This window comes from Yersinia sp. 2542 StPb PI (genome assembly GCF_048593855.1).
GTDB classification, from domain to species: domain Bacteria; phylum Pseudomonadota; class Gammaproteobacteria; order Enterobacterales; family Enterobacteriaceae; genus Yersinia; species Yersinia enterocolitica_E.
This window is the reverse complement of sequence record NZ_JAZGQA010000069.1, coordinates 1-21,027: the sequence shown is the minus strand read 5'-3', so window position 1 is coordinate 21,027 and position 21,027 is coordinate 1. Positions and strand designations below refer to the sequence as shown.

Genomic DNA, 21,027 nt, shown 5'->3' with positions numbered 1-21,027 from the left:
CTATTACTTATTTAAATAATTAATTAGAGATTCTTAACAGTCAGACGTTGATGTTAATTGAAGCTATGTATTAGCCGCCATCTCTTGTTGGATAATAGGTTAGAAAGATAATCAGACAACCCATAACAAGCGAGTCTGATAATTACCAGAGTCGCTTGTTATTACATGATAAATACTGGCAGATAGAATTCCTGGCGTGAATAAATCACGGAAAACAAACAATAGTCGCTTATGAAATCAGTGCTTCCAATCGCGCCATAATAGTTTCAGCCGTAATAGTATCCATGCTTTTTTGTTCGGAAATCACCGCAATCTGGTTTTTCCCGTAGCCACCAATTAACCCAGGGTCAGTTGGGCCGAACAGGGTAATATTGGGGCGATCCAACGCTGCGGTTAGGTGGCTGAGGCCGGTATCAACGGAAACGACGGCTTTTGCACCCGCCAGAACCTCTGCCACCTGCTGGAGGCTGAGTTTAGGCAAGACCTCAACATGCGGAAAATGCTCCGCTAATCGTAACGCGCGTTGATACTCATGTTCCGCCCCCCATGGTAACTTGATTTTTAAACCGGTGGGTGCAACCAGCTCGATCAATTGCAGCCAATGGCTTTCAGGCCAGTGCTTGCTGTCTCTGGTTGTTGCGTGCAGAAAAACCAAATACTGACCAGCATCGCTGGGTAATTGGCTTAAAAAGCGCTGCGCGATAGCATAATCGCCATAGCTGTCAGGTTTGTCATAGCCAAGGCTTTTGGCAAACAGTTGGCGTATGCGCTCAACAGCATGTTGTTTAGTCTCAATCTCATGACGGCAGTTATAAAACCAACTGGCAAAGGGTTCGCGGGCACTTTTGCAATCTGGGCCATGTCTAACCCCTTTGGCGATACGAGTAATCAGTGCGGCACTTTTAATTAGCCCCTGAGCATCAATCACCACATCATAACGGCGCTGCTGCACAACACGTTTAAAATCACAGCGTTCCTGCCGGGTATCACTACCAAACCAATTCTTACGCCAACGGCGGATAGCAACCGGAATCACTCGATCCACCGCCGGGTGCCAACTGGGTATTTGGCTGAACCCTTCCTCTACCACCCAATCAAAGCGAATATCTGGCATAGCATTCATTGCATCGGTCAGTGCGGGCAACGTGTGTAAAACGTCGCCCATTGAAGAGGTTTTAACGATCAAGACATGCATTAATCGGCCTCACTGACAGTGCTTTGGCGAGCCGATAATTGTTTCTCAAGGGCCGCCATCACTTGTTCTGGCTGGATATCAATCAAACTCTGATGATAGCCCTGCGCGCTATCGCCTTTGCGCACTTTGTGATAGCCGGTAATGAGGCGAATGACCGTGGCTTTATCAGACAGTGGTGGGGTGAAGTCCGGGCTGCTTGGGCCATATAAGGCCACTAATGGCTTATTTAATGCAGCAGCAACATGCATTAAACCGGAGTCATTACTGACTACCGCACTACAGGCTGCAATCAATACCACCGCTTGCTCCAGCGAGGTTTGCCCTGCCAGATTGAGGCAGAATTCGCGGGAATTTTCGCCCAAAGTCTGGCGGATCTCTTCACCGGCTTCATTATCTTTAGCTGAGCCTAATAGGACGACTTGATAGCCAGTATCAATCAGTTTCTGGGCCAGAGTGGCATAGTGATAATGTGGCCAGCGTTTTGCCGGGCCAAACTCAGCGCCTGGGCAGAAACCCACGATTGGCCGGTTATCTGTCAAATTGAATGACGCAGTAATCTCGGCAATTTCTTCATCCCGAACCTGCAATTGCGGCCATAGCAAAGGTTGCGGTAAATCGTCGGCTGAATGGATTTTTTCTTTATCATAGGCCAGTGCGACATAGCGCTGAACCATCATAGGGAAGGCTTGTTTATCCAAGATACGCATATCATTGAGCAAGAAGTAGCGCATTTCGCCACGCCAGCCAATGCGTTGCTTAATCCCTGAAAAATAAGGTATTAGGGCGGATTTAAATGAGTTTGGCAGCACATAGGCACGGTCATAGCCGGTTTCACGTAAGGCTAAACCCAAGCGACGACGTTCATCAAAAGCAAAAGCCCCATGGCCTAAGGGCATGGGGATTGCATGACGCACTTCTGGCATTCTGGCCAAAAGCGGACGGCACCATGCGGGTGCCATCACATCAATATCTGCTGCCGGATATTCGGCCTTCAGGGTACGGTAAAGACTTTGCGACATCATCATATCGCCAACCCAAGAAGGGCCGATGACCAGTATTTTCATACCGTTTATCAATTCCTTGCAGCAAGTAATTTAGACTGAGCGATTGAGCCAGGCCAGGTATTCGTTGACGCCTTCAGCGACGGTTTTGAACGGTTTGTCGTAACCCGCAGCACGCAACTTGGTGAGGTCAGCTTGGGTGTATGCCTGATAACGACCTTTCAGTTTTTCAGGGAATTCAATGTATTCCACAGGTCCACTGTGGTGGAAGTCTACTACCGCATCGGCAACCGCCTGGAAAGATTCTGCGCGACCGGTACCACAGTTGAAAATGCCGGAGACATTGTTTTGCCAGAACCACAGGTTAACGTCAGCCACATCACCCACATAGATGAAATCGCGTTTGAAGTTTTCACTGCCGGAGAAGAGTTTAGGATTCTCACCCGCATTGATCTGGTTATTCAGGTGGAAGGCAACGCTTGCCATGCTGCCTTTGTGCCCTTCGCGTGGGCCATAAACGTTGAAATAACGGAAACCACAAATTTGCGAATCAGCTTGCGGCAGAATCTCGCGCACATACTGATCAAACAAGAATTTGGAATAACCATAAACGTTAAGTGGTTGTTCGTACTGACGATCTTCGATGAAATTATCGGTACGCCCACCGTAAGTGGCAGCAGAAGAGGCATATAAGAACGGAATGCCGCGATCCAGACAGAAGTGCAGGATATCTTTAGAGTATTGATAGTTGTTATCCATCATGTACTTGCCATCCCACTCGGTGGTGGAAGAACAGGCACCCTCATGGAAAATAGCATCAATATCACCCATGTCATCACCGGCAACGATACTGGCGACAAAATCTTCTTTATCCATGTAATCAGCGATATCCAGATCAACCAAATTGACGAATTTAGTGCCGTCTTTCAGGTTATCAACAACCAGAATATCTTTATAACCGATATTATTCAGTGCCTTAACGATATTGCTGCCAATGAAACCGGCGCCGCCAGTGACGATAATCATCAGGTTCACCCTTGCTAATCTTCTTGGTCGGGCACAATGCCCCACACTCTAGTTGGCGTTATCATAACATTTCATAGGATAGCGCACAGCCGCAAGGGGCTTAATCTCACGGTTTCTATGTGCTTTAGGATTGTTCACCGTGATATGTACTGCATTTTTTATAATATAAGACAAGGTTCCTCGTCAGTTCACTCACTAATCAGTAAAATGTACTGTGAAATTGCCCATCTTGGAGATAACTGAATGTCCCAGCCATTTAATCGACACCCTTTTTATCAGCAATTAGAACAACAACTCATAACTACCCGTGCTGAAGGGTTGTATAAAAACGAGCGAATTATCACCACCGCCCAGCAAGCAGACATTGCTGTAGCTGATGGAAGCCGTGTTATTAATTTCTGTGCCAATAATTATTTGGGCCTGGCCAACCACCCAAGGCTTATCGCAGCCGCTAAGCAAGGCATGGATACTCATGGTTTTGGTATGGCGTCGGTTCGTTTTATTTGTGGTACGCAAGACACACATAAAGAGCTAGAGCAGAAGCTGGCCAGTTTCCTCGGTATGGAAGATGCCATTCTTTACTCTTCTTGTTTTGATGCTAACGGCGGTTTGTTTGAAACCCTGCTGGGGCCAGAAGATGCCATTATTTCTGATGCGCTGAATCATGCTTCAATCATTGATGGTGTACGGTTATGTAAAGCCAAGCGCTACCGTTATGCCAATAACGATATGAGCGAACTGGAAGTCCAACTCAAACAAGCCAAAGCAGATGGTGCGCGTCATATTATGATTGCCACTGACGGTGTGTTCTCCATGGATGGTGTCATTGCCAACCTGAAAGGTGTTTGTGATTTGGCGGATGAGTATCAGGCATTAGTGATGGTCGATGACTCCCATGCTGTGGGCTTTGTGGGGGCTAATGGTCGTGGTACTCATGAATACTGCGAAGTAATGGATCGCGTTGATATTATCACCGGTACTTTGGGTAAAGCACTGGGTGGGGCGTCAGGCGGTTATACCGCTGGCCGCAAAGAAGTGGTTGAGTGGTTGCGTCAGCGTTCACGGCCTTACTTGTTCTCAAACTCATTAGCTCCAGCAATAGTAGCGGCTTCTATTGAAGTGTTATCGCTATTGGAAGACGGCGCTGAACTGCGTGATCGCTTATGGTCGAATGCGCGTTTATTCCGCGAGAAAATGAGTGCCGCCGGATTCACATTGGCTGGCGCTGATCATGCCATCATTCCTGTCATGCTCGGTGATGCGGCACTTGCGCAAAAATTTGCCAATGCCTTGCTGAAAGAAGGTATTTACGTCACCGGCTTCTTCTATCCGGTGGTGCCAAAAGGTCAGGCTCGTATTCGTACCCAAATGTCGGCTGATCATACGACAGAGCAAGTCGAGCGGGCTATTGAAGCCTTTGTGCGTATTGGCAAACAACTTAACGTTATTGCGTAAGGAATGTTCATGAAAGCATTATCTAAACTGAAGGCCGAAGAAGGTATCTGGATGACCGATGTGCCGCCACCAGAGCTGGGGCACAACGATATCATGATCAAAATTCGCAAAACCGCTATCTGTGGTACCGATGTGCATATTTATAATTGGGATGAATGGTCGCAAAAAACGATCCCCGTCCCAATGGTGGTTGGCCACGAATATGTTGGTGAAGTTGTCGCCATTGGTCAGGAAGTGAAAGGCTTTAATATTGGTGATCGGGTGTCTGGCGAGGGTCATATTACCTGCGGTCATTGCCGTAATTGCCGTGGCGGTCGTACTCATTTGTGCCGTAATACCGTGGGGGTTGGGGTTAACCGGCCGGGTTCTTTTGCTGAGTATCTGGTCATTCCTGCCTTCAATGCGTTCAAAATTCCAGACAATATTTCTGATGAGCTAGCCGCTATTTTTGACCCCTTCGGCAATGCGGTGCATACCGCGTTATCCTTTGATTTAGTGGGTGAAGATGTACTGGTTTCCGGTGCTGGCCCGATTGGTATCATGGCTGCTGCCGTGTGTAAGCATGTTGGCGCTCGCCATGTCGTAATCACTGATGTGAATGAATATCGCCTGGATCTGGCGCGTAAAATGGGTGTAACCCGTGCCGTTAACGTTAGTAAAGAGAATCTGACGGATGTGATGGCTGAACTGGGCATGACTGAAGGGTTTGATGTCGGTCTGGAAATGTCAGGTGCGCCACCGGCGTTCCGTTCATTACTTAACTCAATGAATCATGGTGGGCGTATCGCAATGCTGGGGATACCTCCCTCTGATATGTCTATCGACTGGAATCAGGTGATCTTCAAAGGGCTGTTTATCAAAGGGATATATGGCCGTGAAATGTTTGAAACCTGGTACAAAATGGCAGCACTAATTCAATCTGGCTTGGATTTAACCCCGATTATCACTCATCGTTTCTCTATCGATGAGTTCCAGCAAGGGTTTGATGCGATGCGTTCGGGTAAGTCGGGTAAAGTGATTTTAAGCTGGGACTAAAATATTCCCTTCGGCCTTGAAGTTGCAGGGGTGTTGGCTGCGCACACTAACCCGAATCACTTACTTATGTAAGCTCATCGGGATGAGTTTGCTGGCCGCCTACCTGCACCTTCAATGACTTTGGGAACGCCCTTCGGCCTTGAAGTTGCAGGGGTGTTGGCTGCGCACGTTACTCGGCCCATCCATGGGCCTCGCCTCTGCGAGGCCGCTGCAAGCAGCGTTCAAATCTGCTCCCGACAGATTTGTTACCCGAATCACTTACTTGTAGTTGACCTTACATGAATAAGCTCATCGGGATGAGTTTGCTGGCCGCCTACCTGCACCTTCAATGACTTTGGGAACGTCCTTCGGCCTTGAAGTTGCAGGATTGAGAGCGGGGCAGTCAGGTGATGATTGCCCCGTTTTATTAAGGCTTATCTGCTTTTGGTTTATCAACCGGAATAACTGGCGCTGCTGGTGGGAAATATTGCTGCCAATGCTTTTGGACAAATATCATTGCAGGGCTTTGCATCAAGCTCTCACCGATGATGCTAAACATCCTGTCTGCGTAGATTTTCTCCGCTACATAGCCCTCTTTCGCTTTGCATTGCTTGATAGCTTTCAGGCGCTCGCCTTGGGTTGAGCCAGGTAGTTTGGTTTTACCCGACAACATGCCGCCACTGTTATTTTGCGTATTGTTTTGTACCGGCTCATTAAGAAGTGCACTTGGCCGGACTAATACGATATCAGCAGGTAACTGAGGCAACATTTGTTGCAGCACTTTAATGGTGGCCGGATGGGGGTGCCCGATAGCAATAGCCGAACCATTACGACGAGCCAGTTCTACCGCACGGTTAAACTGTTGGCGGATCGTCGCTTCATTTTGTGAGTCATCCAAAAAGACTTTGCGCTTAATGACCTTAACCTGAGTCCCCTCTGCGGCACGGCTCGCCTGGCTATTACCGATGGTCACGCTATCGAGGAAATAGAGCTGATAGTGGTCCAGCTCCTGCATCACTTTCTGCATGCCGGAGAAACTGGAAGTCATCGCGCTGCCCATATGGTTATTCATGCCCTTGGCATAGGGGACATTATTCACCGCCTGGCGCATGATGCGCTGAATTTCTTCGCTGCTCATTGATGGCTGTAATGTATCGCGCTCCAGCGGTTGTTTACTTAGGGGAGCCATCGGCAAATGAATCAGTATTTCGCGCCCTTGATTATGGGCTTTGACGGCCATCTCTCTGGCATAAGGTGCATTCGGCAGGATAGCCACCGAAATAGGCAATGGCATCTGTAAAATCTTGTTTTCGTTCTGGGGGCGATAACCAAAGTCATCAATCACAATAGAAAGTTTGCCCGCCTGTGCGGCGTTAGCGATGAGTAGGGTGCTTACGATGATAAATCGACGTGTGTTGAAATAGTGCAATACAAGTTCCCTAAGGTTGTTCGCTATCGTCCTAACCAAGGTTGTGGGTTAACAGCTTGTCCCTGACGGCGGATTTCGAAATAGAGTGATGGCTCACCCTGGCCGCCACTGGTACCAACAAGGGCGATCGGTTGGCCAGCTTTCACCTGAGCACCCACATTGACTAGTGCACTCTGATTGTAGCCATACAAACTCATATCCCCTCTACCATGTTCGATAACCACAACCAAACCATAGCCTTGCAGCCAGTCAGCCAATAAGACGCGGCCATCGGCGATCGCTTTTACTTCACTGCCTTCTGGTGCGGAGATAACCATGCCTTTCCAGCGTAGTTCACCTTGTAAGGCTTCACCGAAACGATGAGTTACATTACCACGGACCGGCCAGACAGCTTGCCCATCCGGGCGACCAAGGCCGCCAGTGCGTGCCATTAATGAGCGCTCACTTTCACTTGGTTTGTAGCTAGAACCGGTTTTCTTGGCTTGTTGTTCTTTAACTTTTATCTGTTCGCGTACCCGAGCGGCTTCTTTGGCCTCTCGTTCGGCGCGAGCTTTCGCTTCTCGTTCTGCTTTGGCTATTTGATCACGCAAGCGGGTTTCGTTTAGTTTTAACTCAGCCAGGCCTTGCTGATCTTTTTCCAGTGAAGCTTCCAGCGAGGTCAGGGTTTTCTTGCGTGCGGTACGTGCTTGTTCCAGTTTTTGCTGCTGAGTTTTCTGCTCATTCAACACGGTTTTTTGCTGATTTTGCTTTTGCTCCAGCGTTTTTTTCTCGGCAGAGAGATGGGTACGAGTCTGTTTCAGCTCTTCAATGGATTGCTGTCGGGCTTCATTGAGGTAACTGAAATAAGCCAGAATACGCTCACTACGCTGGCTCTCTTCGCCACTTAAAATAAGCTGTAAACCACTGTGTTGGCCCTGTTTAAAGGCAGCATCAAGTTGTTTAGACAGAATATTTTGTTGCTGGGATTGTTTACTCTCGAGTTTCTCAATCGAGGAGGTGAGACGGGAGATTTCTTGGTCCAACTCAGTCAGGGTACCTTGGGTGTCACGCAGGCTGCGGCTGGCCTGAGCAATGGTATTTTCCTGTTGTTTCAACTGATCCAGCAATGAACTGCGTTGCTGTTTTTGTTGCTGAACACTTTTTTCTTTTTCGGCAATATCCTGCTGAATGGTCTTCAACTGGTCTTTGCTCTGTGCGGTTTTTGCTGTAGCGGGGGCATCTGCTGCCGTGCTGGATAATGGCAATAGCAATACGCCAGCGCAAAAAACGCTGGCGTACAGTGCTGACCACGGGCGACGCACCAACTGACCGGACAGCCGAGAAACTGTATCTCGGCTGGTGGTAATGGCATCTTCCGTAACCATTAATTTTGCAAATGACGCCTTTTCCTTCATAACGAAGGATTATTCCACGATGAACAGCGGCTTACCAGTCATCTCTTGCGGGATTTCCATTTCCATCAGTGACAGCATGGTTGGTGCGATATCTGAAAGTTTGCCACCTTCCACCGCTTTAACCCCTTTATTGCCGACATAAATCAGTGGCACAGGCAGGCTGGTATGGGCGGTATGGGCCTGACCGGTTGCCGGGTCGCGCATCTGCTCAGCGTTGCCGTGGTCGGCGGTGATAAGCAATTGGCCATCGGCGGCTTTTACGGCAGCAACCACTTGTTCAATACAATTATCCAGTGTTTCTACTGCTTTCACCGCAGCATCGTAATCACCGGTATGACCAACCATATCGCCGTTCGGATAGTTACAAATTATCACATCATATTTGCCACTGCCGATAGCGCCGACCAGTTTCTCCGTCAGTTCTGCTGAACTCATTTCCGGTTGCAGGTCATAAGTGGCCACTTTCGGTGAGTTGATCAGGATACGGTCTTCGCCTTTAAATGGTTCTTCAACGCCGCCGTTATAGAAGAAAGTGACGTGAGCATACTTTTCAGTTTCGGAAATACGTAACTGGGTTTTGTCATGCTTCATCAGCCACTCACCGAAGGTATTCTGTAGTGATGCTGGTGGGTAAGCGCAGGCTACTTTAATATCCGCTGCATATTCGGTCAGCATAACGAAATCGCCGAAATTAACTACTTTATCGCGTTTGAAACCGTCAAAATCGGCATTAACAAAGCTGCGGGTGATTTGACGGGCGCGGTCAGCGCGGAAGTTCATGAAGATCAGCGCGTCGCCATCGTTCATCGCCGCATCGGCTTCGCCAGCCGCCTGAATGACAGTTGGTCGGACAAATTCATCGTTTTCATCACGGGCATAGGCTGCTTGCAGACCTGCGACGGCGTTATCGACGGTGAATTCACCTTTTGCCTGAGTCAGCAAATCGTAAGCCAGTTGTACGCGATCCCAGCGGTTATCACGGTCCATCGCATAGTAACGACCAATAATAGAAGCGATGCGGCCTTTACCCAGTGCGGCAAATTTCTCAGTGAATCGTTTCAGTGAAGACTCAGCACTGCGCGGCGGAGTATCACGTCCATCGAGGAATGCGTGCAGATAAATAGCCGTCGCACCGCGTTTGGCGGCCAGTTCAACCATCGCCAGAATGTGGTCTTCGTGGCTGTGTACACCACCGGCAGATAACAGACCCATAATGTGGACCGCTTTGCCTGCTTTAACCGCTTTATCAATCGCTGCTGTTAAGGTTGAGTTAGTGAAAAAGTCGCCGTCTTTGATCTCTTTGTCGAGACGGGTCAAGTCCTGATAAACAATGCGACCAGCTCCCAGGTTGACGTGGCCCACTTCAGAGTTACCCATTTGCCCATCTGGCAGGCCAACATCCAGACCGGACGCGGCAATTAAAGTATGAGGCTGTTGCTGCCATAAACGGTCCATAACCGGCGTTTTAGCATTCAGAATGGCATTATCCTGCTGTTCTTCGCGGTGACCGTAGCCATCAAGAATAGTCAGTACCAGTGGTTTTTTAGTGCTCGACATTGCATAACCTCTTTCTTATAAGTCCAAGTGTCAAATAGCAGCGAACATCCAACGATATGCGCGGCTATGTACACTCGGCTATTTACGTTAACGTATTTACACCGCCAGAACGAAGGCGGTAATTTACTACAAAACCGGTTAAAAATAGCCCAAAGAGATCAACATTGGCGTGGGGTTTTGCGTAATTGTCATCATTTAGACGACAAAAGTTTCCGAAATGGCTCGCAGTTTCTGCAATAGCACTTGCATATTGGCTGTATTTGCCGCAACGCGCAGGTATACTCTGTGACCTTGAATATTATCCCCTAACTAACGGGAGTTTTTACCCCCATGTTGCAAGAAATTATGCAATTCATTAGCCAGCATCCGGTTTTGAGTCTGGCCTGGGTGGCGTTGTTCGTCGCCGTAATTTTCACCAGCTTTAAAACCTCTCTCTCTAAAGTGAAAGAGATTACCCGTGGTGAAGCGACGCGTCTGATTAACAAAGAAGATGCGGTTGTGGTTGATATCCGCACACGTGATGATTATCGCAAAGGCCATATCGCCAGTTCTATTAATTTGCTGCCAAGCGACATTAAAAACGGTAATTTGGCTGAATTGGAAAAACACAAAGCACAGCCTATCATTGTGGTTTGTGCTACTGGGACAACCTCTCGTGCTTCGGCTGAACTGCTGAACAAAGCAGGCTTTGAACGCGTATTTACCTTGAAAGAAGGTATCTCCGGTTGGAGTGGCGAGAATCTACCACTGGCGCGCGGCAAGTAATCATATTGCCTGCGTTTTAGTGATATGAGTATTGAGCTGTACCCGTATTTGTTATAAAAATTCGCTATATCAATAAATTATAATGTTAACTGAGGTGTATCCATGGCGAAGATTGAGATTTATACCAAAGCAACCTGCCCGTTCTGCCATCGTGCCAAAGCACTGCTGAACCACAAAGGTGCTGCTTTCCATGAAATCGCAATTGATAGTGATCCGGCCAAACGCGAAGAGATGATTGCTCGGAGTGGGCGGACGACTGTGCCTCAGGTATTTATTGATGGGCAGCATATCGGTGGCTGTGATGATTTACACGCCCTGGATGCGCGCGGTGGGCTTGATCCGCTGCTTTAACTCGTCAGTGGGTCCCATTAATTTGATGGACAGAGCCCACGGCGGCAGTGCTATTTAATACAGACGTCTAACTTAGGGTATTTATACACATGTCCGAACAAAACAACACAGAGATGGCTTTCCAGATCCAGCGTATCTACACCAAAGATATCTCTTTCGAAGCACCAAATGCTCCGCAGGTTTTCCAGCAGGATTGGCAACCAGAAGTTAAACTTGATCTTGATACTGCTTCTAGTCAACTGGCTGAAGATGTGTATGAAGTGGTACTGCGAGTGACGGTAACCGCCTCTTTGGGTGAAGAAACTGCATTCCTGTGTGAAGTTCAGCAGGGTGGTATCTTCTCCATCGCGGGTATCGATGGTACCCAGTTGGCGCATTGCTTAGGTGCATACTGCCCGAACATTTTGTTCCCGTATGCTCGCGAATGCATCACCAGCCTGGTTTCTCGTGGTACTTTCCCACAGCTTAATTTGGCACCGGTTAACTTTGATGCCCTGTTCATGAACTATCTGCAACAGCAGGCTGACGGCGAAGGTGCTGAACAACGTCAGGATGCCTGATGAACACCATCAATGCTTCAATGACTGTAATCGGTGCCGGATCTTACGGCACCGCATTAGCCATTACGCTGGCGCGTAATGGCCATCAAGTCGTGTTATGGGGTCATGACCCTAAGCATATTCAGGTTTTGCAACGTGATCGTTGTAACCAAGCTTTCCTACCCGATGTTCCTTTCCCAGATACCTTATTACTGGAAACCGATCTGGCATGTGCGCTGGCAGCCAGCCGTGATGTGTTAGTCGTGGTACCTAGCCATGTCTTCGGTGCGGTATTGCATCAGTTGAAACCACATTTACGCAAAGATGCACGTATCGTCTGGGCGACCAAAGGGCTTGAGGCCGAAACTGGCCGCTTGCTGGCGGATGTGGCGCGCGAAGTGTTGGGTGAAACTATCCCGCTGGCGGTGGTGTCTGGCCCAACCTTTGCTAAAGAGTTGGCAGCAGGGTTACCGACGGCAATTGCGCTGGCATCAACCGATGCGCAATTTAGCGAAGACCTGCAACAGTTATTGCACTGTGGCAAAAGCTTCCGGGTTTACAGTAATGCTGATTTTATCGGGGTGCAGCTTGGCGGTGCGGTGAAAAACGTGATTGCGATTGGTGCCGGGATGTCCGATGGCATTGGTTTTGGCGCGAATGCCCGTACTGCACTGATAACCCGAGGTTTGGCCGAAATGACGCGGCTGGGTTCTGCATTGGGTGCCGACCCTTCCACCTTTATGGGCATGGCAGGCTTGGGTGATTTGGTGCTAACCTGCACAGATAACCAATCTCGTAACCGCCGGTTTGGTATTATGCTGGGCCAAGGGTTAGGCGTACAAGAAGCGCAGGACAAGATTGGTCAGGTGGTTGAAGGTTACCGCAATACCAAAGAAGTTCTGGCATTAGCCCAGCGCCATGGTGTTGAAATGCCGATAACTGAACAGATCTATCAAGTGCTCTATTGTCACAAAAATGCCCGTGAAGCGGCATTGACCTTATTGGGGCGGACCAAAAAAGATGAGAAAAGCGGCATTTGATCGGTTACGCGGGTTTGGCGGAATAAAATAATAACTACATACCTAAAGTCATTGGTGTTGCCGCTAACACTGCGGTGACTTCAACGAATATGGGTATAGTTGCCTTGGTCGTTCCCTTGGGCAATTTTTTATGGGCAGGAGTAGGTAATGTCGTCAGAAGAGTTAGAACTGGTCTGGAGTAGCATTAAATCAGAAGCAAGAGCACTGGCTGAGTGTGAACCCATGCTGGCGAGCTTTTTTCACGCGACATTATTGAAGCATGAGAATTTAGGCAGTGCCCTGAGTTATATTCTCGCGAATAAACTGGCTAATCCGATCATGCCTGCTATTGCCATCCGTGAGGTGGTTGAGGATGCTTATCGTGCAGATGCTCAGATGATAGTTTCGGCCGCGCGGGATATTCTGGCGGTGCGGCTGCGTGACCCGGCCGTTGATAAATACTCTACACCACTGTTGTATCTCAAAGGTTTCCACGCTTTACAGGCTTATCGTATCGGTCATTGGTTGTGGGCGCAGGATCGTAAAGCGTTAGCTATTTACCTTCAAAATCAAGTCTCTGTTGCTTTTGGGGTCGATATCCACCCTGCGGCTACCATTGGCTGCGGCATCATGTTGGACCACGCGACCGGTATTGTTATTGGCGAAACGGCAGTAGTTGAGAATGATGTATCGATCCTGCAATCGGTTACTTTAGGGGGGACTGGTAAAACCAGCGGCGATCGTCATCCGAAGATCCGTGAAGGTGTGATGATTGGGGCTGGGGCAAAAATTTTGGGGAATATCGAGGTCGGACGCGGGGCGAAAATTGGTGCCGGGTCCGTTGTATTGCAGGCGGTTCCCGCTCATACCACCGCAGCAGGGGTACCTGCCCGCATCGTTGGTAAACCCGAAAGTGACAAGCCGTCATTGGATATGGACCAGCATTTCAATGGGATTACCCATGGGTTTGAGTACGGCGACGGCATCTGATCCCCTTCGTCCTTGAAGCCGCAGGGGTGTTGGCTACGTTCGCTCACCCGAATCACTTACTTGTCGTTGACCTTAGATAAATAAGCTCATCGGGACTCATTCACTTGTCGCCTACCTGCAACTCCAATGCCTTTGGATAGACACCTTTTTATTGAGTTGCCAGCCGACCACCGACATTTTTTGGTCAAAAAAACTACTCTTTCAGTAACGCACCCGGATAACCTAATTGCCGCCAGGCTTCGTACACCACAACAGATACGGCATTTGACAGGTTCATGCTGCGGCTATCAGCTTGCATCGGAATCCTGATTTTCTGTTGAGCAGGTAACGCATCCAAAACACTGGCAGGTAAACCACGGGTTTCAGGGCCAAACAGCAGATAATCATTCACCTGATAATTCACCGCACTGTGGGCTGGTGTCCCTTTGGTGGTTAGTGCAAATAATCGGGCAGGCTGCGCACTGTCGAGATTTTCACAATCTAAAAAGGCCTGATAATCATGGTGATGCTTAATACTGGCAAACTCATGATAATCAAGACCTGCACGGCGTAAGCGTTTGTCATCCCAGGTGAAACCTAAAGGTTTAATCAGATGGAGCTGGCAGCCGGTATTCGCACATAACCGGATGATATTACCGGTATTGGGCGGAATTTCAGGTTCAAATAAAACGATATTAAGCATATGTCCCCCAATAATGAGGGGCGCAGGATATCAGAAACCTCCCCTCTGTGCAGCGGTTGCTAATGTCAGTAGCACGCACAATAATTTAAAAGCAAGCAGCGGAGAGTGTAAGCTGTGGCGGTTTTATATGCTGATTACCACAGTCACTACCAACGGGGTATTTACCATGATCCGGACGAAAGATTCATTCTGGGATGCGATCGTTAATCGGGATAAAACAGCCGATGGCCAGTTCGTTTATGCAGTGAAAACGACCGGTGTTTATTGTCGCCCCTCTTGCCCGTCCCGTCAGGCTAAAGCAGAGAATGTTGAATTCTTTGCCGATAATCATGCTGCTGAACAGGCTGGTTATCGGCCCTGTAAACGATGTCAGCCCACTGAATTACCACTGTCACAGCAGCATGCAGACAAAATCAGTCGGGCATGCCGCTTAATTGAGCAGGCCGAGACGCCACTTAAGCTTGATGAGCTAGCGGCGCAGGTGAATCTCAGTGCTTTTCATTTCCATCGTTTATTTAAAGCCATTACCGGGTTGACCCCTAAGGCATATGCCAGTGCAACGCGCAGTGCGCGTATTCGTGCACAATTAGCGGGGCAAGGCTCGGTAACTGACGCTATCTTTGAAGCCGGTTATAACTCTAATGGCCGATTTTATGAGCAATCGAATCAGTTGTTGGGGATGACACCGACTCGCTACCGCAGTGGTGGGCGTGATGTCAGGTTGCATTTTGCCGTCGGAGAAAGTTCTCTCGGTGCGATTCTGATGGCAAAAAGTGAGCTGGGTATTTGCGCCATCTTGCTGGGCGACTCCCCAGCGCTGTTGGTGCAGCAGCTACAGGATAAGTTTCCACAAGCAGAGTTAATTGGCGGCGATGCTGAGTTTGAGCAATGGTTCGCGCAGGTGGTGGGGTTGGTTGAGGCTCCTCAGCTCGGGCTAGATTTGCCACTGGATATTCAGGGCACCGCTTTTCAGCAGCGGGTGTGGCAGGCACTGCGGGAAATACCGGTAGGTGAGACCGCCAGTTATGCTGATATCGCCGCCAGAATAGGTTCGCCCAAAGCGGTGCGTGCGGTAGCCGGTGCCTGTGCTGCCAATATGCTGGCGATTGCTATTCCTTGTCACCGGGTTATTCGCCAGGATGGTACGTTGTCAGGCTATCGTTGGGGTATTGAGCGCAAAAAGCAGTTGCTGGAAAAAGAGGGGCAGGGAGAAGAGGTCAGCAAACCGTGATAGCAGAATTCTGCCCGATCCCAGATGATCGGGCAGAGGTACGATAGATTAAGACTTAAGTGGATGCAGCGGCAACCACAGTATCAAGCGCAAGCCCCCTAATGGGCTATCTTCAGCCCGTACCCATCCGCGATGCTGATTGACGGCTGTTTCGACAATCGCCAATCCCAAACCCGTGCCACCCGATTCGCGATCCCGCGCTTCATCAGTGCGGTAGAACGGCCGGAATATTTGTTCACGGTCTTCCGGGCTAACACCGGGGCCATCATCATCGACAGTGATAGTAATACCCTGATTATCAGAGCTGAATGCCACCGCAATGTGATGATGAGAGTAACGCAGTGCGTTACGCACGATATTCTCCAGCGCGCTATCAAGTGCTGCGGGATTGCCAAATAGAGTCCATGGCCCGGGAGGTGCGGTGACTTCCAGCGTTTTGCCCATTTGGTCCGCTTCAAACTGGGCATTTTCCAGCACGTCAGACCATAAATCATTCGCTTTAATGGGTTCGCGATGTAGCTCGTTTTTATGTTGGCTACGAGATAACACCAGTAAGTCATTGATCATGCTATCCAGTCGCTGTGCTTCCATTTCGATACGTTCCAGCTCTTTCCCCTCACCATGGCGGCGTCGCATCAACGCGGTCGCCAGTTGCAGGCGGGTAAGTGGTGTGCGCAACTCATGGGAGATATCAGAAATCAGCCGTTGTTGGGCCACAACCATTCTATCGAGCGCACTGATCATCTGATTAAAACTGGCACCGGTGGCCAAAAACTCTTGTGGGCCGGACTCCAGCTCAGGGTGCTGTTTCAGATTACCCCGCGCCACATCATCGGCGGCATTCTTCAACTTACGAGCCGGTTTTGCCAGACTCCAAGCCAACCATAGCAGCAGTGGCGCACTGATAAGCATGGTGACAATCAATAGCAGCAGCGGGCGGTCAAACATCAAATTGATAAAATCAGATTGCGGGCTACTGGCCGGGCGCAGCAGATAGAGCTGATAGTTATCTTCACCATCACGGATAGAGAAGGGGCCGACCATCTCGACACGGCCATATTTCTTCTTTTTCGGCTGATCTGAGTTATCCGACTGGCCGATAAAATTACGGACAATTTGCATTTCGTGACGTTGAGCGCCAATGACACGGCCCTCAGTGGTGACTAACACGAGATGTTGGCCCGGTGGTGCCCATTTTTCGATGGCGCGATAAAGCCTGCGCCACCACATCAGGTCATTGGCGGGGTCACTGGCCAGTTCAGCTTCGATATGTTGCTCGAGCATTGTTCCCTGGCGCTGTTCACTGTCGAGCAAGGCAGTCAGTTGACGCGAGTCGAGCTTTGGCACCATCAATACCAGCATTAATACCAGCGCTAAGGTGAACCAGAAAATCGCAAAAATTCGCGTCGTTAAACTGTTAATCATGTTTCAGAGACCATCAGATACCCGCGCCCGCGCAGGGTTTTAAACCAAGGTAATCCGTCTTTGCGATCTGGCAGCTTACGGCGCAGGTTTGAAATGTGCATATCAATAGCACGGTCAAAAGGTGTTAACCGTTTCCCCAGCACTTCCTGGCTGAGATGCTCCCGCGAGACTACCTGACCGAGATGCTGAGCCAGCAGGTAGAGCAAGGTAAATTCAGTCCCGGTCAATTCCAGCGATTGGCCTTCAAAGGTAGCCTCTTGACGGCCTGGGTTCAATTGCAGGCAATCAACGTCCAGTGTTGGCGCACCTTGATCGACATTTTGCTGTTGTTCGCTCCAGTTCGAGCGGCGCAAAATGGCACGGATACGCGCTACAAGCTCACGATCATTAAACGGTTTTGCCAGATAATCATCAGCGCCCAGCTCAAGGCCAAGCACTCGATCCAATTCACTGCCACGAGCAGTCAGCATAATGACAGGGGTCTGGTGATGTTGACGTAATTCTTTCAAAGTTTCGATACCGTTTTTACGCGGCATCATAATATCTAGCAATAACAAGTCGATAGAGTTATCCAGCAGGTTTAACGCCTGTTCGCCATCATAGGCAACAACAACATTAAAGCCTTCCATTTCCAGTAATTCTTTCAACAGCGACGTCAATTCACGATCATCATCAACTAATAGGATTTTATGCATGGTTATTTCTCCTCTTGACGCAAAATACGTTAACAATTGCCGGTATTCCATGACTTTACTTAGCTTTACATGCACTGACCCCAGTTTTACATGCGCTGACGCTTGTTTGCAGCAGGAGCGATAGACTGCTTCACATTGAATCGCATAGCAGCAAATCGCTTAGCAGACAGAACCCAGGAGTTAATAATGCGCAAAGTAACTAAAGTAACAACGTTAATCATGGCGTCAATGTTAGTTCTAGGCTCTCAAGCCGCCTTCGCCGCCGATAAGGCCGGGGCCACTGATAGCTGGTGCCACGGTGATAGTGCGATGATGAACAAGAAAGATGGTCGCGGTCACCATAACATGTTTGACGGCGTCAATCTGACAGAACAACAGCGTCAGCAAATGCGTGACCTGATGCGCCAGTCTCGCCAAGGCCAGCCACGCCTTGATATGGCGGACAGAGACGCAATGCACCAGCTGGTTACCGCCGATAAATTCGATGAAGCTGCGGTAAGAGCGCAGGCTGAGAAAATGTCCAAGGACCAGATTGAACGTCAGGTCGAAATGGCCAAAGTTCGTAACCAAATGTTTAACTTGCTCACTCCAGAGCAAAAAGCTGTCTTGAACCAAAAGCACCAGCAGCGCATTGAGAAAATGCAGCAGGCGCCAGCAGCACAACCCTCTTCTGCCCAGAAGTAAGTAGTACCCTGTAATACCCTGTTTTCCTTGCCATAGACACCATCCCTGTCTTTCGCCCTCCATGATGGAGGGCTTTTTTTATGCCATTTCCGTATACTCATAATTCTAAAATATCATTTAGGATAAGTTATGGATCCGCAATATGCGCGTTTGGTTAAAGCTGCCGCGCTCAGTGCGACAGGGCTAGCATCAACCTTACTGATTATTAAAATTTTTGCCTGGTGGCATACCGGTTCGGTAAGTTTGTTGGCGGCGTTGGTTGACTCTCTGGTGGATCTGGCCGCTTCTCTGACAAACCTTTTTGTGGTGCGTTACTCTCTGCAACCCGCCGATGAAGAGCACACTTTTGGTCATGGCAAGGCTGAGTCACTGGCCGCACTGGCACAAAGCATGTTTATTTCCGGCTCGGCGTTATTCCTGTTCCTGACGGGTTTTCAGCATTTGGCGTCACCGCAACCAGTGCAAGATCCAGGTATAGGTATCTGGGTCACCTTAATTGCATTATTCAGTACATTGATATTAGTCACTTTTCAGCGTTGGGTGATACGAAAAACTCACAGCCAGGCCATTCGCGCCGACATGTTGCACTATCAATCTGACGTCATGATGAATGGTGCTATTCTTATTGCATTGGTATTAAGTTGGTATGGTTTTCACTGGGCTGATGCGTTGTTTGCATTGGGTATTGGTGTTTATATTCTCTATAGTGCGTTACGTATGGGATATGAAGCGGTTCAAGCCTTGCTGGACAGGGCATTGCCTGATGACGAGCGCCAGCAGATTATTGATATTGTGATGTCATGGCCGGGCGTGATTGGTGCTCATGACCTGCGTACCCGCCAATCGGGGCCAACACGCTTTATTCAACTTCATCTTGAAATGGAAGATATGATGCCATTGATGGAAGCACATATCTTAGCTGAGGAAGTTGAACGCGCACTGTTGCACCGATTCCCCGGTGCCGATGTACTTATCCATCAAGATCCCTGCTCTGTGGTGCCGAAAGAGCGCCATGCGCATTGGGAGTTATAATTTCTTCATTAACGACAGGTAAACTGTGGTTACATTATGGTTCAGTGTTGAAGAAAATACCGCCAGATGGCATGACTTGAATCAATTCAGCTTGGTGTTTTTGCTATAATATCCGATATTAATCTCATAAAGCTGGTTTTCTGTACGGGTCTCTTGTGCAAGACAAAATTAGCAAATAAAGAATTTTAAAAATCGCATCTACAAGTTTAGAGGTAGTCATGGTCAAAAAAATCGGTGTACTAACAAGCGGCGGTGACGCGCCAGGTATGAACGCAGCCATTCGTGGGGTGGTTCGTGCCGCTTTGTCAGCAGGATTAGAAGTTTACGGTATTGAAGATGGCTACCTGGGCTTGTATGAAAATCGCATGAGAAAACTGGACCGCTATAGTGTGTCCGATATGATTAACCGTGGTGGTACCTTCCTGGGTTCTGCGCGTTTTCCTGAGTTCCGCCAGCCAGAAAAACGTAAAGTGGCCCTGAAGAACATGCAAGACCGTGGTATCGATGGCCTGGTGGTTATCGGTGGTGACGGTTCTTATGCCGGTGCAGACTTGCTGACCAAAGAGGGTGGTATCCACTGTGTAGGTTTACCGGGCACCATCGATAACGATGTGGCCGGTACTGACTATACCATCGGTTTCTTCACCGCACTGGGGACCGTGGTTGAAGCGATTGACCGTCTGCGTGATACCTCCTCTTCACACCAACGTATCTCTATCGTTGAAGTGATGGGTCGTTATTGTGGTGACCTGACTTTGGCGGCTGCCATTGCCGGTGGTTGTGAGTTTATTGCTATTCCTGAAGTCGAATTTAAACGTGATGATTTGGTTGATGAAATCAAAGCTGGCATCGCGAAAGGTAAAAAGCACGCTATCGTTGCTATTACTGAAAAACTGGATGATATCGACGAACTGGCTAAATATATCGAGAAAGAAACCGGCCGTGAAACCCGTGGCACCGTATTAGGCCACATTCAGCGCGGTGGTGCACCAGTAGCCTATGACCGCATTCTGGCTTCCCGTATGGGTGCTTATGCCGTCGACTTGTTGTTGGAAGACCACGACTATACGCAAGGTGGTTTCTGCGTTGGTGTACAAAACGAGAAAATGGTGCATGAACTTATCTCTGTTTGTATCGCGCCAGAGAACAAGAAAAGTAAATTTAAAGAAGATTGGTACGACACAGCTAAAAAACTGTTCTAAAACAGTCTATTATCCAATATAAAAGCCTCCGCATGCCGGGGGCTTTTTGCATTTATGCCTGCTATTTCTCAGACCACCGGTGTGTCGATTACTTGATATTTATTGGTCGTGCTGCCTGTATATTTCGTATTGATATAATCAAAACTTTTTTATTCTTTAATTGCGCGGGAAGTTTCTGGCACGCTCAGTATCAGGTCAACCAATTTAGTTGATTACAATTTATACCCGTCATACTTCAAGCTGCGTGTGTGTTGGCTACACTCAATAACCCTAATCACTTACTTATGTAAGCTCATCGGGATTATCTCCCTTGCCGCCTTCCTGCAACTTGAATTATTTAG

The 21,027-nt window shown here is 48.8% G+C and carries 20 protein-coding genes; 11 read left to right on the top strand and 9 right to left on the bottom strand.

Annotated elements, in window-relative coordinates:
* Positions 1-229: 229 nt before the first annotated feature.
* From rfaC to rfaD, 3 genes are read right to left on the bottom strand one after another with little or no spacing between them, the layout of a single operon-like run.
* Positions 230-1,195, bottom strand: coding sequence for a lipopolysaccharide heptosyltransferase RfaC (rfaC, locus tag V1952_RS10795; protein WP_372560140.1), 966 nt, complete (start codon positions 1,193-1,195; stop codon positions 230-232).
* Positions 1,195-2,259 carry an ADP-heptose--LPS heptosyltransferase RfaF gene (rfaF, locus tag V1952_RS10790; RefSeq protein ID WP_083161722.1) on the bottom strand — a complete coding sequence of 355 codons (1,065 nt, stop codon included), beginning with the start codon at positions 2,257-2,259 and terminating at the stop codon, positions 1,195-1,197. Before rfaF ends, rfaC begins: the two co-directional genes overlap by 1 nt.
* A 30-nt stretch (positions 2,260-2,289) precedes the next feature.
* Positions 2,290-3,222 (bottom strand): ADP-glyceromanno-heptose 6-epimerase, encoded by a 933-nt coding sequence (gene rfaD / locus V1952_RS10785; protein ID WP_083161724.1) that lies wholly within the window; start codon positions 3,220-3,222, stop codon positions 2,290-2,292.
* Positions 3,223-3,465: 243 nt separating this feature from the next.
* Between rfaD and kbl the strand changes: the two genes are divergently transcribed.
* Both kbl and tdh read left to right on the top strand, forming a co-directional pair.
* Positions 3,466-4,677, top strand: a complete 1,212-nt coding sequence (gene kbl / locus V1952_RS10780) for a glycine C-acetyltransferase (RefSeq protein ID WP_083161726.1) — start codon at positions 3,466-3,468, stop codon at positions 4,675-4,677.
* A gap of 9 nt (positions 4,678-4,686) precedes the next feature.
* The gene (gene tdh, locus V1952_RS10775) at positions 4,687-5,712 is read left to right on the top strand and encodes an L-threonine 3-dehydrogenase (RefSeq protein WP_420071554.1); all 1,026 of its coding nucleotides are present in this window, start codon (positions 4,687-4,689) and stop codon (positions 5,710-5,712) included.
* Between the two features lie 406 nt (positions 5,713-6,118).
* Here the strand turns inward: tdh and V1952_RS10770 are convergent, their stop codons facing one another.
* From V1952_RS10770 to gpmM, 3 genes are read right to left on the bottom strand one after another with little or no spacing between them, the layout of a single operon-like run.
* Positions 6,119-7,120, bottom strand: coding sequence for a divergent polysaccharide deacetylase family protein (locus tag V1952_RS10770; RefSeq protein ID WP_420074733.1), 1,002 nt, complete (start codon positions 7,118-7,120; stop codon positions 6,119-6,121).
* A gap of 23 nt (positions 7,121-7,143) precedes the next feature.
* Positions 7,144-8,514 carry a murein hydrolase activator EnvC gene (gene envC / locus V1952_RS10765; RefSeq protein ID WP_420071555.1) on the bottom strand — a complete coding sequence of 457 codons (1,371 nt, stop codon included), beginning with the start codon at positions 8,512-8,514 and terminating at the stop codon, positions 7,144-7,146.
* Between the two features lie 9 nt (positions 8,515-8,523).
* Positions 8,524-10,071: a 2,3-bisphosphoglycerate-independent phosphoglycerate mutase gene (gene gpmM, locus V1952_RS10760; RefSeq protein WP_083161736.1), complete on the bottom strand. Its 1,548-nt coding sequence runs from the start codon at positions 10,069-10,071 to the stop codon at positions 8,524-8,526.
* 330 nt (positions 10,072-10,401) lie between these two features.
* Between gpmM and V1952_RS10755 the strand changes: the two genes are divergently transcribed.
* From V1952_RS10755 to cysE, 5 genes are all read left to right on the top strand, one after another.
* Entirely contained in the window at positions 10,402-10,836 is a 435-nt protein-coding gene (locus V1952_RS10755; protein WP_005190598.1) for a rhodanese-like domain-containing protein, read from the top strand.
* A 102-nt stretch (positions 10,837-10,938) separates the two neighbouring features.
* A complete protein-coding gene (grxC, locus tag V1952_RS10750) occupies positions 10,939-11,187 on the top strand; it encodes a glutaredoxin 3 (RefSeq protein ID WP_083161740.1) in 249 nt (82 codons plus the stop codon).
* A gap of 89 nt (positions 11,188-11,276) precedes the next feature.
* Positions 11,277-11,747 carry a protein-export chaperone SecB gene (gene secB, locus V1952_RS10745; RefSeq protein WP_032907531.1) on the top strand — a complete coding sequence of 157 codons (471 nt, stop codon included), beginning with the start codon at positions 11,277-11,279 and terminating at the stop codon, positions 11,745-11,747.
* A complete protein-coding gene (gene gpsA / locus V1952_RS10740; protein ID WP_420074732.1) occupies positions 11,747-12,766 on the top strand; it encodes an NAD(P)H-dependent glycerol-3-phosphate dehydrogenase in 1,020 nt (339 codons plus the stop codon). The genes secB and gpsA overlap by 1 nt, the downstream gene beginning before the upstream one ends.
* Before the next feature lie 147 nt (positions 12,767-12,913).
* Entirely contained in the window at positions 12,914-13,735 is an 822-nt protein-coding gene (cysE, locus tag V1952_RS10735; protein ID WP_005190588.1) for a serine O-acetyltransferase, read from the top strand.
* Between the two features lie 193 nt (positions 13,736-13,928).
* On the opposite strand, the gene trmL is transcribed toward cysE, so the two are convergent.
* Entirely contained in the window at positions 13,929-14,417 is a 489-nt protein-coding gene (gene trmL / locus V1952_RS10730) for a tRNA (uridine(34)/cytosine(34)/5-carboxymethylaminomethyluridine(34)-2'-O)-methyltransferase TrmL (protein ID WP_420074731.1), read from the bottom strand.
* A gap of 127 nt (positions 14,418-14,544) precedes the next feature.
* Here trmL and ada point away from each other — a divergent pair, with 127 nt between their 5' ends.
* Positions 14,545-15,648, top strand: a complete 1,104-nt coding sequence (ada, locus tag V1952_RS10725; RefSeq protein ID WP_420074730.1) for a bifunctional DNA-binding transcriptional regulator/O6-methylguanine-DNA methyltransferase Ada — start codon at positions 14,545-14,547, stop codon at positions 15,646-15,648.
* 48 nt (positions 15,649-15,696) lie between these two features.
* Here the strand turns inward: ada and cpxA are convergent, their stop codons facing one another.
* Both cpxA and cpxR read right to left on the bottom strand, forming a co-directional pair.
* A complete protein-coding gene (cpxA, locus tag V1952_RS10720; protein WP_372560131.1) occupies positions 15,697-17,073 on the bottom strand; it encodes an envelope stress sensor histidine kinase CpxA in 1,377 nt (458 codons plus the stop codon).
* Positions 17,070-17,768 carry an envelope stress response regulator transcription factor CpxR gene (gene cpxR, locus V1952_RS10715; RefSeq protein ID WP_005190576.1) on the bottom strand — a complete coding sequence of 233 codons (699 nt, stop codon included), beginning with the start codon at positions 17,766-17,768 and terminating at the stop codon, positions 17,070-17,072. Before cpxR ends, cpxA begins: the two co-directional genes overlap by 4 nt.
* 186 nt (positions 17,769-17,954) lie before the next feature.
* Here cpxR and cpxP point away from each other — a divergent pair, with 186 nt between their 5' ends.
* The 3 genes from cpxP to pfkA all read left to right on the top strand — a co-directional run bounded on the left by cpxP (position 17,955) and on the right by pfkA (position 20,686).
* Positions 17,955-18,452 (top strand): cell-envelope stress modulator CpxP, encoded by a 498-nt coding sequence (cpxP, locus tag V1952_RS10710; protein ID WP_372560130.1) that lies wholly within the window; start codon positions 17,955-17,957, stop codon positions 18,450-18,452.
* Positions 18,453-18,581: 129 nt separating this feature from the next.
* On the top strand, positions 18,582-19,484 hold the full coding sequence (gene fieF, locus V1952_RS10705; protein WP_372560129.1) for a CDF family cation-efflux transporter FieF: 903 nt from the start codon (positions 18,582-18,584) through the stop codon (positions 19,482-19,484).
* Between the two features lie 218 nt (positions 19,485-19,702).
* On the top strand, positions 19,703-20,686 hold the full coding sequence (pfkA, locus tag V1952_RS10700; protein WP_420074729.1) for a 6-phosphofructokinase: 984 nt from the start codon (positions 19,703-19,705) through the stop codon (positions 20,684-20,686).
* The last annotated feature ends 341 nt before the right edge of the window (positions 20,687-21,027 follow it).

Bases quoted from the DNA above. Each gene is read 5' to 3' on its own strand.
- rfaC (WP_372560140.1), bottom strand. From the start codon at position 1,195: ATGCATGTCTTGATCGTTAAAACCTCTTCAATGGGCGACGTTTTACAC.
- rfaF (WP_083161722.1), bottom strand. From the start codon at position 2,259: ATGAAAATACTGGTCATCGGCCCTTCTTGGGTTGGCGATATGATGATG.
- rfaD (WP_083161724.1), bottom strand. From the start codon at position 3,222: ATGATTATCGTCACTGGCGGCGCCGGTTTCATTGGCAGCAATATCGTT.
- kbl (WP_083161726.1), top strand. From the start codon at position 3,466: ATGTCCCAGCCATTTAATCGACACCCTTTTTATCAGCAATTAGAACAA.
- tdh (WP_420071554.1), top strand. From the start codon at position 4,687: ATGAAAGCATTATCTAAACTGAAGGCCGAAGAAGGTATCTGGATGACC.
- envC (WP_420071555.1), bottom strand. From the start codon at position 8,514: ATGAAGGAAAAGGCGTCATTTGCAAAATTAATGGTTACGGAAGATGCC.
- gpmM (WP_083161736.1), bottom strand. From the start codon at position 10,071: ATGTCGAGCACTAAAAAACCACTGGTACTGACTATTCTTGATGGCTAC.
- V1952_RS10755 (WP_005190598.1), top strand. From the start codon at position 10,402: ATGTTGCAAGAAATTATGCAATTCATTAGCCAGCATCCGGTTTTGAGT.
- grxC (WP_083161740.1), top strand. From the start codon at position 10,939: ATGGCGAAGATTGAGATTTATACCAAAGCAACCTGCCCGTTCTGCCAT.
- secB (WP_032907531.1), top strand. From the start codon at position 11,277: ATGTCCGAACAAAACAACACAGAGATGGCTTTCCAGATCCAGCGTATC.
- gpsA (WP_420074732.1), top strand. From the start codon at position 11,747: ATGAACACCATCAATGCTTCAATGACTGTAATCGGTGCCGGATCTTAC.
- cysE (WP_005190588.1), top strand. From the start codon at position 12,914: ATGTCGTCAGAAGAGTTAGAACTGGTCTGGAGTAGCATTAAATCAGAA.
- trmL (WP_420074731.1), bottom strand. From the start codon at position 14,417: ATGCTTAATATCGTTTTATTTGAACCTGAAATTCCGCCCAATACCGGT.
- ada (WP_420074730.1), top strand. From the start codon at position 14,545: ATGCTGATTACCACAGTCACTACCAACGGGGTATTTACCATGATCCGG.
- cpxA (WP_372560131.1), bottom strand. From the start codon at position 17,073: ATGATTAACAGTTTAACGACGCGAATTTTTGCGATTTTCTGGTTCACC.
- cpxR (WP_005190576.1), bottom strand. From the start codon at position 17,768: ATGCATAAAATCCTATTAGTTGATGATGATCGTGAATTGACGTCGCTG.
- cpxP (WP_372560130.1), top strand. From the start codon at position 17,955: ATGCGCAAAGTAACTAAAGTAACAACGTTAATCATGGCGTCAATGTTA.
- fieF (WP_372560129.1), top strand. From the start codon at position 18,582: ATGGATCCGCAATATGCGCGTTTGGTTAAAGCTGCCGCGCTCAGTGCG.
- pfkA (WP_420074729.1), top strand. From the start codon at position 19,703: ATGGTCAAAAAAATCGGTGTACTAACAAGCGGCGGTGACGCGCCAGGT.